The organism is Mucilaginibacter dorajii (assembly GCF_024808255.1).
In the GTDB taxonomy this organism is placed as follows: Bacteria; Bacteroidota; Bacteroidia; order Sphingobacteriales; family Sphingobacteriaceae; genus Mucilaginibacter; species Mucilaginibacter dorajii.
In genome coordinates this window covers 142,354-155,812 of the sequence record NZ_JANTYS010000011.1, presented here as the reverse complement: position 1 = coordinate 155,812, position 13,459 = coordinate 142,354, and the positions used below count along the sequence as shown (strand labels likewise).

Below are 13,459 nucleotides of genomic sequence, written 5' to 3'. Positions count from 1 at the left end.
GCAAATGAACTGGAATAGCATTGTTATGATAGTTTGCATTTTACTGGCAGCATTTGCGGTTTGGAAGGAGTATGCGCGCGTCAATAAATCGCGTTTAGTATTACGCATGATTGCCGCTTTGCTGGCTGTACTGGCATTGGCTTGCGTCGCCCTGCCGTTAACTTATCAAAGGGATATTGTTAAACAGGATAAGAACGAGGTTATATTGCTAACACAGGGATATAACACAGATAGCCTAAAGCAATATGCTACAGTCAAAACATTCACTTTAGATGAAAAAATAAAAAAGGAAAATGCAAAAGCTGTTTTGTTAAGCAGCCTTGATCAAATCGTGGCCGATTCAACTGTTACCCGATTGCGTATTTTAGGTGATGGGTTGGATAAAGAAGAATTGCAGCAGTTAAATGGCTTACCTATAGTTTTTTATCCTGCTTCTGTTAAACAAGGTATTACGGCCGCCGCCTGGGCGCAAAAGCTTAAAGCAGGCGAACCATTGACCATACAGGGCAACTTCAAAAACGCATCAGCAAAAAAAGTAAAACTGGTATTGAAAGGTTTAAGTACCGGGCTTGATTCAGTAATGAGCAACGCGGATGGTGATAATCCCTTTCAATTAACCACCATTCCTAAAAACACGGGCAAAAATGTTTTTAACCTCTTAGCCATAGTTGGCACAGATACCATTGAAAAGGAAGATCTGCCGGTACAAATTGAACCTGTTAAACTTTTAAAGGTGTTGATGCTTACGGCATCGCCCGATTTTGAAAGCCGGTTTTTAAAAAACTGGCTATCCCAAAGCGGTTATGCAGTGGCAGTACGCTCGGCTATCAGTAAAGATAAATTCAATAAGGAGTTCATCAACCTTGATCAATTTCCTATAGATCACCTCTCACAGGCCACATTGGCAAAATTTGACGTATTAATTGGCGATCTGGCCGTTTTGAAAACTCTAAATGGGGGCGAGGCATCGGCCCTGCAACAGGAAGTAACACAAAAAGGATTAGGCATTATCATTAAAGGGGATACTACCACGCATTCAACCTCCTGGCTGCAGCGTGATTTCCCAACCGATAGATTGGCCCTAAAAGAGCCGCTCCCTGTTCCGCTGCTTCTTCAGGGTGAACTGGCCAAAACCGATAAATTTAACGCTGGCCTGGTTTATATAAAAAGCGGGGGTAATACACAAAGCCTGGTAACCGATGAGCGTGCGCATGTTTTTGCAGCTACAGCGTTGGCCGGAAGTGGGAAACTGGTATTTACGCCGCTAAACAACACGTTCAGTTGGATGCTTAATGGCGATAAAAATGATTATACCAATTTATGGTCGTTATTAATTGGCAAAGCAGCGCGCAGGTTACCGGTGACAGAAAACTGGAATACGCTATCGGCAATTCCAACTATGTCAAAACCTCTGCAATTACTGTTACAAAACGCTGTAGCCCCATTAAACGTAAAAATCAACGATGTTTCAATAGCGTCAGCGCAACATAGCTTATTGCCCTTTGAATGGGAAGTTAATTATTGGCCCGGGGCAGCAGGTTGGCAGTCTGTGCAGCAGGCAGGTGGATTGGTAAATTGGTTTTATGTTTATAAGGATAACGAGTGGAGCGGCATCCGTGCAGCAAACAGGCAGTTGGACACCAGGAATTACATCGAAACCAATCATTTAAACAGCCTTGTAACAAAACAGATACATGAAAAAGCTACGATTGCTGTAAGTAAAATTTATTTTTATGTTTTGCTATTAATAGCCTGTGTGTTTCTGTGGGTGGAGGCTAAATTTCTGTAGGCACAAATAAGTACTAAAAGGAGGAATATACTTTGAGAAGACGCGACTTTATTTATTTAACAGGTATGGGCGCGGGCGCTATGATGCTGCCCGGCATGAACGCACTTGCTAAAACGATCGATCCTTTACAGGCGCTGGAAGGCGTTGATGCAAAGATCAAAAAGGAACTGGCCGATGTTGCTTTAAACACAGCCAAATCAAACGGTGCAAGCTATGCCGATGTGCGGATAGGCCGTTACCTTAACCAGTTTGTGGTTACCCGCGAAAACAAGGTGCTTAACGTGGCCAACACCGAATCGTACGGAATTGGGATCCGCGTTATTGCTAATGGTTGCTGGGGCTTTGCGGCTACAAATGATGTAACCAAGGAGGGCATGGCCAAAACCGCGCTAAAAGCGGTTGCTGTTGCCAAAGCCAACGCTAAAATTGGCGGCGCGCCTGTACAGCTTGCCCCTCAAAAAGGATATGGCGAGGTGAGTTGGAAAACACCGCTAACTAAAAATGCCTTTGAAGTGCCCATTAAAGAAAAGGTAGACCTATTGCTTAATGCCAATGGTATTGCCATGGCAGGTGGTGCCAACTTTGTTAATTCTATTATGTTTGCAGTTAACGAGCAAAAATATTTTGCCTCAACAGATGGTTCCTACATCGATCAGGACGTACACCGTTTGTACCCAAGCTTTACAGTTACCAAAATTGATCCTACAGCTGGTTCATTTGAAACCCGCAGATCATTAAGCTCGCCGGTTGGTATGGGGTATGAATATCTTGATCCTTTGGCTACCGAAAAGGTTTTAGGCGTAACGCCACGCTACAAAAAACGTTATGATATGTTGGAGGACATCAAGTTTGCTACCCAACAAGCAGGAGATAAGCTAAAAGCAAAATCTGTTGAGCCGGGTAAATACGATTTGGTATTAGATCCATCGCACCTTTGGTTAACCATCCACGAGTCCGTTGGTCACCCAACAGAGTTGGACCGTGTATTGGGTTACGAGGCCAACTTTGCAGGTACCAGTTTCCTTACCTTAGATAAATGGAAATCGGGCAACTTTAAATTCGGCAGCGATGCTGTAAATATTGTTGGCGATAAAACCCAGGTTGGTTCATTAGGCGCGGTAGGTTATGACGACGAAGGAGTTCAATGTAAAAAATGGGATATCATTAAAAATGGCGTGTTGGTTAACTACCAGGCCATTCGTGATCAGGCGCATATTATCGGCTTAAATGAATCACAGGGCTGTTGCTACTCACAAAGCTGGCAGGACGTACAATTCCAACGGATGCCAAATGTTTCTTTACAGCCGGGCAAAAATCCTTTAAGCGTTGATGAGATGATCAAAAATGTAGAAAAAGGTGTTTATATCATTGGTGATGGCTCATTCTCTATCGACCAGCAACGCTACAACTTCCAGTTTGGCGGTCAGCTTTTTTACGAGATCAAAGAAGGTAAAATAGCCGGAATGCTTAACGATGTGGCTTACCAGGCCAACACGCAGGAGTTTTGGAACTCATGCGCCAAGGTTTGCGACGAGCGCGATTATCGTTTAGGGGGCGCGTTTAATGATGGTAAAGGTCAGCCTTCGCAATCAAGCGCGGTATCGCACGGCGCGTCTACCGCGTTGTTTAAAGGAGTAAATGTAATCAACACTAAAAGAAAGATCGGATAATTGAATTATGCCAATATTAAATAAAGAAGAAGCACAGGCTTTATTAAAAAAGGTATTAGCCTTTTCAAAAGCCGAAGAATGTGAGGTTACTTTAAGCGGCAGCGAAGGTGGAAATATCCGTTACGCGCTGAATGCCGTTTCAACAGCTGGCGATATCAGCACCATGAGTTTAGCGGTAATGTCGGTTTTTGGAAAAAAAGCCGGAACCGCTACTATTGATGAGTTTGATGACGCCGCCCTGGAGCGTGTTGTGCGCCGTTCTGAAGAGTTAGCCCAGCTGGCACCCGCCAACCCCGAATATATGCCGCTGTTAGGTCCGCAAAACTTTCCAGATTCTATTACCTACAACGCCAATACCGCAGCCATGACGCCCGATAGCCGTGCCGATATGGTAGCTAAAAGTTTATCGGTTACTAAAGAGGCTAAACTTACCGCGGCAGGTTTTCTTGAAAATTCAACCAGTTTCAATTCGGTGATCAATTCAAAAGGGCTGTTTGCTTATAATAAAGGCAGCGATCTTACCTTTTCGGTAACCACGCGTAACCAGGAAGGTACAGCTTCAGGCTATGCCGCCAGAGGGTTTACCGATGTTAATAAAATGGACACTTTTGCCGCTACCAAAGTCGCTGCCGGCAAATGCATAAGCTCATCCGGGGCAAAGGCCATTGAACCAGGTAAGTATACGGTAATTTTAGAACCCGTTGCGGCAACATATATGCTCGAAAATATGTTCCGCTTTGATGCACGCAGTGCCGAAGAAGGACGCAGCTTTTTGAGCAAAAAGGGTGGAGGAACCCGCTTAGGCGAGCAGCTGATGGACCCAAAAGTAAATATCTACTCTGATCCTTTTAATCCAGACTTGCCTTCATCAACCTGGACTGGCGAAGGGCTTTCGCGTGAAAAAACAATGTGGATTGATAAAGGTGTGGTGAAAAACTTAAGCTACAGCCGTTATTGGGCTGATAAAAAAGGTGTTAAACCATTGCCTGGCCCCGGCAATATCATTATGGATGGTGGTGACGCCAGTTTAGAAGACCTGATTAAAAGTACAGAGCGCGGTATTTTGGTTTCCCGCCTGTGGTACATCCGCATGGTTGACCCGCAATCGTTGCTGTTAACCGGGCTTACCCGTGATGGTACTTTTTATATCGAAAACGGAAAAATCAAATTCCCGGTCAAAAACTTCCGCTTCAATGAAAGCCCGGTAATTATGCTTAACAATTTGGAAGCATTAGGTAAGCAGGAGCGCAGCATTAGTGTGGAGAGCTACCGCAGCTATCTCATCCCGCCAATGAAGATCAGGGACTTTACGTTTAGTTCGTTATCAGACGCGGTTTAGTCCTGGTAAACAGTAAAAAGGGGATATGTCATTTAAGATATATCCCCTTTTTGTTGGATGTTATACGTGCTGTTAACAACGTGAATTGGGTTAACATAACTTAACATAATTCAAAAATGTTAACATTTAAGTTATTGATAATGAGTTCTGTGTGTATTTTTCTTTTGCGTTTTGTTATAGGGTGTTAATTCGTTCATCATCGGAGTGGTGCGGTGAAACACCGACCACAGGCTGAATTTAAAAACGTTTCACAAGCCTATACGGTAACGCGTTTGATTTATTTAGGCAGGCCGGCTAAAAAGGCTAAGATATCCTGTCCAATTTCTTCAACATTGGTTTCAAGCGCGAAGTGGCCGGTATCGTAAAATTTAACGGTAGCGTTTTTATCATCGCGTTTATAGGCTTCGGCGCCTGCCGGTAAAAAGTAAGGGTCTTTATTACCCCACACGGCCAATAGTTTAGGCTGATACTGCCTGAAATAAGCCTGGAATTTTGGATACAGGGCAACGTTGGTGCGATAGTCAAGCATCAGGTCTAACTGAATTTCAACATTGCCCTGGCGGTCTAAAAAGTGCTGATCTAAGGTATAAGATTCAGGAGCTATCAACGATGGATCTGATACACCCTCAAAATACTGAAACAAGGTTACTTTATTTTCTACAAAGCCACGCAGCGCGTCGCGGTTTTCTTTGGTAGGGCTTTGCCAGTATTTCTGGATCGGGTTCCAGCCGGTGCTCAATCCTTCTTCATAGGCGTTTCCGTTTTGGGATATAATACCGGTGATCTTTTCGGGGTTAGCCATAACCAACCTGAAACCGGTAGGGGCACCATAATCAAATACGTAAATGGCAAAGCGTTTTAAACCCAGCTCATCAATAAACGCCTGCATGGTTTTGGCCAGGTTATCAAAAGTATAATCGAACTGATCATGAGCGGGCGCGTCTGAATAGCCAAAACCCGGCAAATCCGGCGCTATCACATGATATTGTTTGCTTAAAATAGGGATCAGGTTCCTGAACATGTGCGATGAGGTAGGGTACCCGTGTAATAACAATACGGTAGGGGCATCTTTAGCACCGGCTTCCCTGTAAAAAATGTTTAAGCCATTGGCTTTAATGTTTTGGTAATGAACTGAATTGGTTTCCATGGTTTGATTTTTTGAGGTTGAAGACTGTGCCGATGTTTTGCCTGCGAGTAATCCTACTCCCGCAACTACAACTGCCGCCCTCATTAGTTTTTTAATTTTCATTTGCTGTTTGCTTATCCAAAAGTAATGTGGATATTTGATTATTAAAAACGATTAATAGTGATTTTATTAATCATAATTAGTGATTTATGAATACCAACGACCTAAAAATATTTGAGGCTGTCGCCTTTTATGGCAGCTTTACCAAAGCAGCCGAGGCGATGTTTACCGTACAATCAAACGTTACGGCACGCATCAAAAGCCTGGAAGATGAGTTTGGTGCCGATCTGTTTACACGATCATCCCGTAAGGTAACGCTTACAACAGCCGGCGAAACCCTGATGCATTATTGCAAGCAGATAGGCCATTTGGTTGAGGAGGCTAAAAAAGAGATCAAAAAAGCCAATCAAATTAGCGGTCAGCTTAAAATTGGATGTATAGAAACAACCATGGCCCTTAAAGTGCCTGATATTTTAAACCGGTTTACAGATGCTTACCCGGATATTGAATTAGAGTTTAAGTCAGAAATGCGGCATGGCTTAATTAACGATGTGATCAACTATAAACTTGATGCCGCGTTTGTATCCGGCCCAATTAACTCACCCGAGCTGGAACAGATCCATATTAAGGAAGAACAACTGGTGATTTTTTCATCGGCACAAAAAACAAAACTTACCGAGATCCTTGCAGTCCAGCCGCTTAAAATTATAGTTTTCGACCAGGGCTGCATCTTCAGGGCAAGGCTTGAGGCCTGGTTGAGCGCAAAAGGCATCATCAATTATAAAAGTATGGTGGTAAACTCGCTTGAGGGGATCATCAATTTTGTAGAAGCGGGGCTTGGTATTAGTATTTTACCCGCCGAATTGATCAGCCAGCATTATGCAGGTAGAAAACTGAATACTTTTGTCATGAGTAAAGAGCTGGGTACCATGACCACGCTATTGGTATTCAGGAAAAATATACCGCAATCAAGGGCGTTGCGGGCCTTTATCGACCTATACAAGGCCGAACTTATTTCATGATCTCACGCTGAATATCAAACAGGAACTCAAACAAATTGATCTCCGTAGGGATCTGCAGTTTTTTCCGCAATCGGTACCTGCTGATCTCCACACCCCGCACAGAGATAGCCATCAATTGAGCGATTTCCTTACTGGAAAGATTCATGATGAGATATGCGCTAAGCTTTAATTCCTGCTGATTAATGCTTGGATACCGTTCTTTGATCACCGTTAAAAAATCGGCATGTACTTTATTAAAATGGATGCTGAATTGTTCCCATTCCTCGTTCACCTTTTTTTCTTCGGATAGCAGGCGCAGGATCTTCTTGATCTCCACTGCCTCCACCACATCCTTGCCCGACTTGTTGATGCGCTGCAATTCGTCCTTAACTTTTAAAATAAACTCCTTTTTTTGTACCAGGCTCATTGCCGATGAGGCCAGCTCTGAGTTTTTAAATTCAATCTCGCTTTCCAGCTTCTCGTTTTTAAGCTTAACCACCTCCTTTTCTGATCTTTCCAACTCCAACTGGTGCAGGTAAGCCATTTGTTTTTGCTCTTCTTCGTTCTTTTGCCGCTGTATCAAAAGCTCTTTTTCCTGGTTGCGGATGTGCCTTTTCTCCTGTAACCGGTACACAAAGTATAACAAATAGGCAAATGCCATTACATAAGCTACAAATGCCCAGATGCTTAAATACCAGGGCGGGTTAATAGTAAATGTATAAGAACTAACCGGCGACTCATTATTTTGATGGTTACGTGCCTTGACCTTAAATGTATAAGTACCTGCTGATAAGTTGGTATAATCCTTTTCCGTTTTTTTTGACCAGGCCGACCATTCTTTATCAAAACCATCTAAATAGTAACTGTAACTTACATTTGATTGTCCTTCAAAAATAGGCGAGGAGTATTCAAAATGCAGCGAGTTCCACAGGTAACTAAGTGCTTGTGTTGTGCTTGACGTTTGTTTATTATCCTCATTCACAAGGCCAAAGTATCCTCCGAAAAGCAAGCTATCGGTACCGGCTATAGCTTTAACTTTACGGATAAAAACAGATAAAGGGTGAATATTCTGTTTGTATTTTGCATAGTTGACATGGTAGTAACCATTCTCGCTGCCGACAAAAACATTATTATCATTAATAGGATATACGTTTTCAAAGCCGCTCAGTATTTTGTTGGTCAGCTCGGGGATGTAAATGATATTGGGTTTGGAGGTTGCATAATCAACTACGCCGATACTTTTTTCCTGCACAAACCAGATATTGCCCGATGGATCTTCTTTCAAATATCTTAAGCTCCTTGTACCAAAGATGTTTTTATAGGTTTCATCGGGCTGAAATTGATCTGTCGCACTATTATATTCATATATGCCCTTCTCCGTAGCCACAACTACCCGGTTTTTGATCTTAAAAACAAAGTTATTTAATGCCGATGGCAACCCCTGAGCCGCCGTATACATTTTAACCTGCGAATTATCGGTGCTTATTTTGTAAACACCGCGGGTGGGATGCGATGTCCAGATATTACTCTCGCCATCAATAGCTAAAAACCTTGCCGATTCATAGTACTTGCCAATATTCCCTTTATCAATAAAACCGGAAGCGTCGCGCTCAAATAACCTTACACCAAAGTAATTGCCCGCTGCAATTAAATTCGTTCCGGGTTTGTTGAGCAATGATTCAAAGAGCCAAAAACCGGTAGCGTTGTATATCGGTTGTAGCTTACCATTAAAAATTCTGAATAAGCCATCATCCCTGCCGGCTAACAGATCATCATTTACAACAGATAAGTGCCAGGATAAACCATCTGCAAGGGTTTTAAAGTCGTTTTTAGTATAGCTCAAATCACCAATATCCTGTATAGGCAACTGGAAGATCCCTGTCGACATAGAAAAATACAGGTCGTTGTTGTATTTCGCAATGGAGAACCCGCTACCATCCTTAAATATCAATGGGTTAACATGCTTTACAGCGTTATTAAATGCGATGAAATCTATACCGTTATCAAGCCCGAGCCAAATGTTACGGTTAACATCCATGAACAGGCAACGTACATTGGTATTTTGCAGGCCTTCTTTTTTGGAGATCTTTTCAATTACGGTACCGTTAGCATCAACCTGGTAAATGCCGTTGGTATAAGTGCTGATGAGATAATTGTTATCGCCAATGGCTATCGCCGCCGAAAAGGCCTGTTGGTTATCCGTATCAAAACCAGATAGTTTGAAGTATTTAAGTTGATTACCGCTTAAAATATAAACCCCGTTTTTGGCGGTGGTTACCAGGCTGGAGTTTTCGCCAAAGCGGCAGATGTTGGTGATGTAAAAACCCTTAGGTAAAAGCTTTTTCTCTATAAACGGTTGCCAGCTGCCGTTTTTAAAAACTAAAATTCCTTTTTGCTCATCGTGGGCTATCAGCTGATCCTGGTACAGGCCCAAAAACAGCCACGATGAAGAGTTATAAATGGTGATCTTGTTATTGCTGTACCTGAAAATTTTATCATGCGCCCTAAAAAACACATCATCACCATAAGTAACAATGTCCCATATATCCGAAAAATTTTGATCCGCTTTTGGTAGGAGGCTTTTTAGCGATGTAAAGGCAAGTTGCCCATTTTTGCCCGGCGAGAAGTACCCCATTTCGTCCTGGCCACCGGCATATAGCTTTTTATCCTTTCCAAATTCTATAGAGCGTACAATGGTTTTGTTGGGTAGGGGATAAAGTTGCCAGTACGCGCCATCAAAAACTAAAACACCTTCGTTATTGGCAAAGTATACGCGACCCTGGGTGTCCTGTTTTATTTTCCAGTTTTGTGTACCGGCATTGTATTGCTTTTTATCAAAATTTACTGTTTCACGCTGGCCAATATAGGTTTGCGAAAACAGCGACTGTGCGCCGCTAAGCATTAACAGGATAAAAACGGTACGTAGAAACATAAGGGTTATAATGCGGTAGCCGACATTTTGATAAATGTATCAACTATAAGTACGAATATCCACTATTACGATGATTTTTTCAAACTGTGTGGTAGTGATGTAGTCCGTTTTTTCATTACAACAAGCATCTGCATATACATTTGACAAAACGAATTCGAGCTTCGTAACCAATTATATTATTAAAATTTTTACTTGTACATGAATTCACCAGGCTTACCTATGCCCTGTATAATGATGTTATACGGTGGCGAATGCTATGCGGCCCATATCCGGAAAATAACGCCGGAGTTTCCACCCTGAAACAGGCTCAACTTAAAAACGCACCCTAACCAGGTGTACCTGCAATGAGGTTTTAAACCGGGTTTGCAGCAACCAACTATAAATTATAAACCTAAAATTAAACTTTGTATGCAATTAAAACTTAAGTTTTGTTTAAGCATCGCCTTACTCTTATGCCTGGTAAGCGGTGCTTTTGCACAAAACATTCGATTAACCGGTAAAGTGACCCAAAAATCAGATGGGCAGCCTTTACCGGGTGCTTCTGTAATGCTTAAAGGCACAACAAACGGTGCGGTTACAGATGTTAGCGGCAATTACTCGTTATCGATACCGCAAAGCGGTGGTACCATAGTGGTAACCTTTTTGGGCATGAAAGCCGTTGAAAAAACGGTAACAACGGCCGGCGTGGTCAATTTTGTTTTGGAAGATGATGCGGCAAACGCCTTAAACGAGGTAGTAGTGGTAGGCTACGGCACCCAAAAGGTCACCAAGGTATCGGGCGCCATATCAACTATCAAAAGTGCCGACATTCAAAAATTAACCCCAACCCGTGCCGAGGAAGCTTTGCAAGGCCAGGTATCTGGTGTAAGCGTTATTCAAAGCGGTTCACCGGGCTCAAAACCCACAGTACTTATTCGTGGCATCCCTTCATTTACAGGTACCGATCCAACAGTGATCATCGACGGGGTACAGCAAACCTTAACCGATTTTAACTCGATAAACCCAAGCGACATTGAATCTATCAGTGTATTAAAAGATGCGGCAACTACAGCCATCTACGGTGTAAAGGGTGGTAATGGTGTAATTGTGGTAACAACCAAAACCGGTCGTAAAAATCAAAAGCCCCAGATATCCGTGAATGCCAATTATGGTGTTCAAGAAGTGGCGCGTTACATTGGCGTACTAAATGCCAGTGAATACGGCGCTATAGTAAATGAGGGCAGCGTATCATCGGGTGGTAATGTTATCTTCCCCGACCTGAGTACGTTAGGTGTAGGTACCGATTGGCAGCGCCAGATATTTCATACCGCGCCTATGCAAACCTATAATCTATCGGCAACAGGCGGAAGCGATGCGGTAAGTTATTTCCTATCGGCAGGTTATCAAAGCCAGGGCGGTATAGTGGGCGGGCTTGATAAATCGAGGTTTGACAGGGGGAACTTTACCGCTAACCTAACCTTCCAGCTATCTAAAAAACTAAAGTTCATTGTGAACGCTACTGATGTTATCCTCAATTCAAAAGGCGTACAGGAAAACTCATTCAATAGTATTCTGGGTAGCGCGCTTAACTTTGATCCAACCGTTCCTGTTTATAACAATGTACCAAACACGGTTGGCAAATATGGGTTCAGTAACCTCATCCTATCTGAAGTTTATAATCCACTTACCAAACTCGATAATACTTACAATAAAAATGTAGGCAACAAGCTGTACGGTAAATTCGAACTGCAATACAACTTGCTCAATAATTTAACCCTAACCAGCAGGTTTGGCTACACCAAATACGATTCAAATGCAAAAACATTTACTCCCCTTGTATTTTACGGTCCGCAAAACGTAGATAATACCATGAATGCCGATGGCAGCACGGTAACTGGTATGCACAACAGCGTATCGCATGAAAAGGACAGCAACTTTAACTACTCATGGGAAACCTATGGCAACTATAACTTTGATATAGCCAAAGACCACCATTTTGAAACCACGCTGGGTTTTTCACTCTACAGAACATCTGGCAATGCCGATGGGGCAAGCAGGCAGGATGTACCTTTCAACTCCTGGGAATTTGCTGATTTTACAGCGGCAACGGGTACTAATTCGGCAACCAATACCAATGCGCTTACTGGTTTTTATTACCAGTACTTCCGCAGGAACATCTCTTATTTCGGTCGCGTAAATTATGATTATAAGGAAAAATACCTTGCTTCATTTACCGCCCGTCGTGATGGTTCTTATGCTTTTGGTGTTGACAATAAGTTTGGTAACTTTTACTCAGGCTCATTGGGCTGGGTGGTTACTAAAGAGGATTTCTTTAACGTTCCGGCAATCAGCTTCTTAAAAATCCGTGGTAGCTATGGCGTTATCGGCAATGAAAATGTGAACCCGCAATATGTAAAAATAGTTACGGGTGGTCCTGATTATGGCCCTACGGCAAATAGTAACGGCTACAATTTCGATAATGTATTTTATCCGGGATCAACGGTGGGTTCGGCGGCAAATAATGCTTTGAAATGGGAACGCCAGATCCAATCAAATGTTGGTTTCGATATTAAATTCCTGAATAACAACCTGAGCTTAACCGCAGATTATTATCAGAAAAAAGTAAACGGTTTATTGTTTACGCCTAACGCGTCGTTATACCTTGGTACTGTACCTATTCCTACGGCTAACATCGGTTCGACCAAAACAAATGGTGTTGATATTACCGTGGGGTATAACGCTATGGCAGGTAAGGATTTTAAAATTGGTAACACAATTACCTTCACAACCGCAAAAAACGTAGTAACAGCTACCAATACCGATAACTCTGCCAAGATCTATGGCGGCAGTTATTTCAACGGTCAATCGCAAACGGTTACTGTTTTTCAAAAAGGTTTTACTCCGGGCTACTTTTACGGGTATAAAACTGATGGTTTGTTCCAATCGGCACAGGAAATTGCGGCTTCGCCTATACAGGCCGGTGCGCAGCCAGGCGATATCAAATATGTTGATGTAAACAAAGACGGCAAGATAGATGCCAACGACCAAACTAAAATAGGCGACCCGTTCCCTAAGTTTACCATGGGTTGGAATCTGAGCATCAGCTACAAATCGTTTGATTTCAGCGCGTTCACATACGCTTCTATTGGTAACGATATTTACCGCGCGTATGAGCGTAATGGTAACTACACCAATAAATTCCGCAGTGTATTGGCCAGGTGGACAGGCCCTGGAACTACCAACGATGCCCGTTACCCAAGATATTCATTTACCGATCCTAACAGCAACATTCGCGTATCTGACCGGTATGTGGAGAATGGCTCTTTTGTGAAGATCAAAAATCTTCAGCTGGGCTTCACTTTTCCAAAATCAATTACAGGCAAAGTGTTTAGCAGTGTAAGGGTATATGGACAGGTTAAAAATGCCTTCGTGATCACCAAATACACAGGTTACGATCCCGAAATATCAGGCGGCATTTTAGATACAGGTGTTGACAGGGGAGAATATCCACAACCAAGGATCTATTCCTTCGGACTTGATATCAAACTATAACTTTTTAAAGA

Annotated in this window: 7 protein-coding genes; 5 read left to right on the top strand and 2 right to left on the bottom strand. The window is 42.7% G+C overall.

All coding sequences use genetic code 11. The features are described 5' to 3' along the window. Window positions 1-4: 4 nt before the first annotated feature. Genes FHS10_RS16490 through FHS10_RS16480 form a run of 3 tightly spaced genes read left to right on the top strand, consistent with a single transcriptional unit; the run spans window position 5 to window position 4,798 of the window. Window positions 5-1,789 (top strand): hypothetical protein, encoded by a 1,785-nt coding sequence (locus tag FHS10_RS16490; RefSeq protein ID WP_259092511.1) that lies wholly within the window; start codon window positions 5-7, stop codon window positions 1,787-1,789. Between the two features lie 32 nt (window positions 1,790-1,821). Continuing rightward, a complete protein-coding gene (locus FHS10_RS16485; RefSeq protein WP_259092509.1) occupies window positions 1,822-3,459 on the top strand; it encodes a TldD/PmbA family protein in 1,638 nt (545 codons plus the stop codon). A 7-nt stretch (window positions 3,460-3,466) separates the two neighbouring features. Further along, window positions 3,467-4,798: a TldD/PmbA family protein gene (locus tag FHS10_RS16480; protein ID WP_259092505.1), complete on the top strand. Its 1,332-nt coding sequence runs from the start codon at window positions 3,467-3,469 to the stop codon at window positions 4,796-4,798. A 277-nt stretch (window positions 4,799-5,075) separates the two neighbouring features. Here the strand turns inward: FHS10_RS16480 and FHS10_RS16475 are convergent, their stop codons facing one another. Beyond that, window positions 5,076-6,047 (bottom strand): alpha/beta fold hydrolase, encoded by a 972-nt coding sequence (locus FHS10_RS16475; protein WP_259092503.1) that lies wholly within the window; start codon window positions 6,045-6,047, stop codon window positions 5,076-5,078. An 86-nt stretch (window positions 6,048-6,133) separates the two neighbouring features. On the opposite strand from FHS10_RS16475, the gene FHS10_RS16470 reads away from it, so the two are divergent. After that, window positions 6,134-7,006, top strand: coding sequence for a LysR family transcriptional regulator (locus FHS10_RS16470; RefSeq protein ID WP_259092501.1), 873 nt, complete (start codon window positions 6,134-6,136; stop codon window positions 7,004-7,006). Here FHS10_RS16470 and FHS10_RS16465 read toward each other — a convergent pair. Further along, the gene (locus tag FHS10_RS16465; RefSeq protein ID WP_259092500.1) at window positions 6,996-9,917 is read right to left on the bottom strand and encodes a triple tyrosine motif-containing protein; all 2,922 of its coding nucleotides are present in this window, start codon (window positions 9,915-9,917) and stop codon (window positions 6,996-6,998) included. The genes FHS10_RS16470 and FHS10_RS16465 overlap by 11 nt on opposite strands. Window positions 9,918-10,325: 408 nt before the next feature. Between FHS10_RS16465 and FHS10_RS16460 the strand changes: the two genes are divergently transcribed. Beyond that, window positions 10,326-13,448, top strand: a complete 3,123-nt coding sequence (locus FHS10_RS16460) for a SusC/RagA family TonB-linked outer membrane protein (protein ID WP_259092498.1) — start codon at window positions 10,326-10,328, stop codon at window positions 13,446-13,448. Window positions 13,449-13,459: the final 11 nt, after the last annotated feature.

What these genes read in the sequence shown, in the direction of transcription:
- FHS10_RS16475 (WP_259092503.1), bottom strand. Translation starts at nt 6,047, where the DNA reads ATGAAAATTAAAAAACTAATGAGGGCGGCAGTTGTAGTTGCGGGAGTA.
- FHS10_RS16465 (WP_259092500.1), bottom strand. Translation starts at nt 9,917, where the DNA reads ATGTTTCTACGTACCGTTTTTATCCTGTTAATGCTTAGCGGCGCACAG.
- FHS10_RS16490 (WP_259092511.1), top strand. Translation starts at nt 5, where the DNA reads ATGAACTGGAATAGCATTGTTATGATAGTTTGCATTTTACTGGCAGCA.
- FHS10_RS16480 (WP_259092505.1), top strand. Translation starts at nt 3,467, where the DNA reads ATGCCAATATTAAATAAAGAAGAAGCACAGGCTTTATTAAAAAAGGTA.
- FHS10_RS16470 (WP_259092501.1), top strand. Translation starts at nt 6,134, where the DNA reads ATGAATACCAACGACCTAAAAATATTTGAGGCTGTCGCCTTTTATGGC.
- FHS10_RS16460 (WP_259092498.1), top strand. Translation starts at nt 10,326, where the DNA reads ATGCAATTAAAACTTAAGTTTTGTTTAAGCATCGCCTTACTCTTATGC.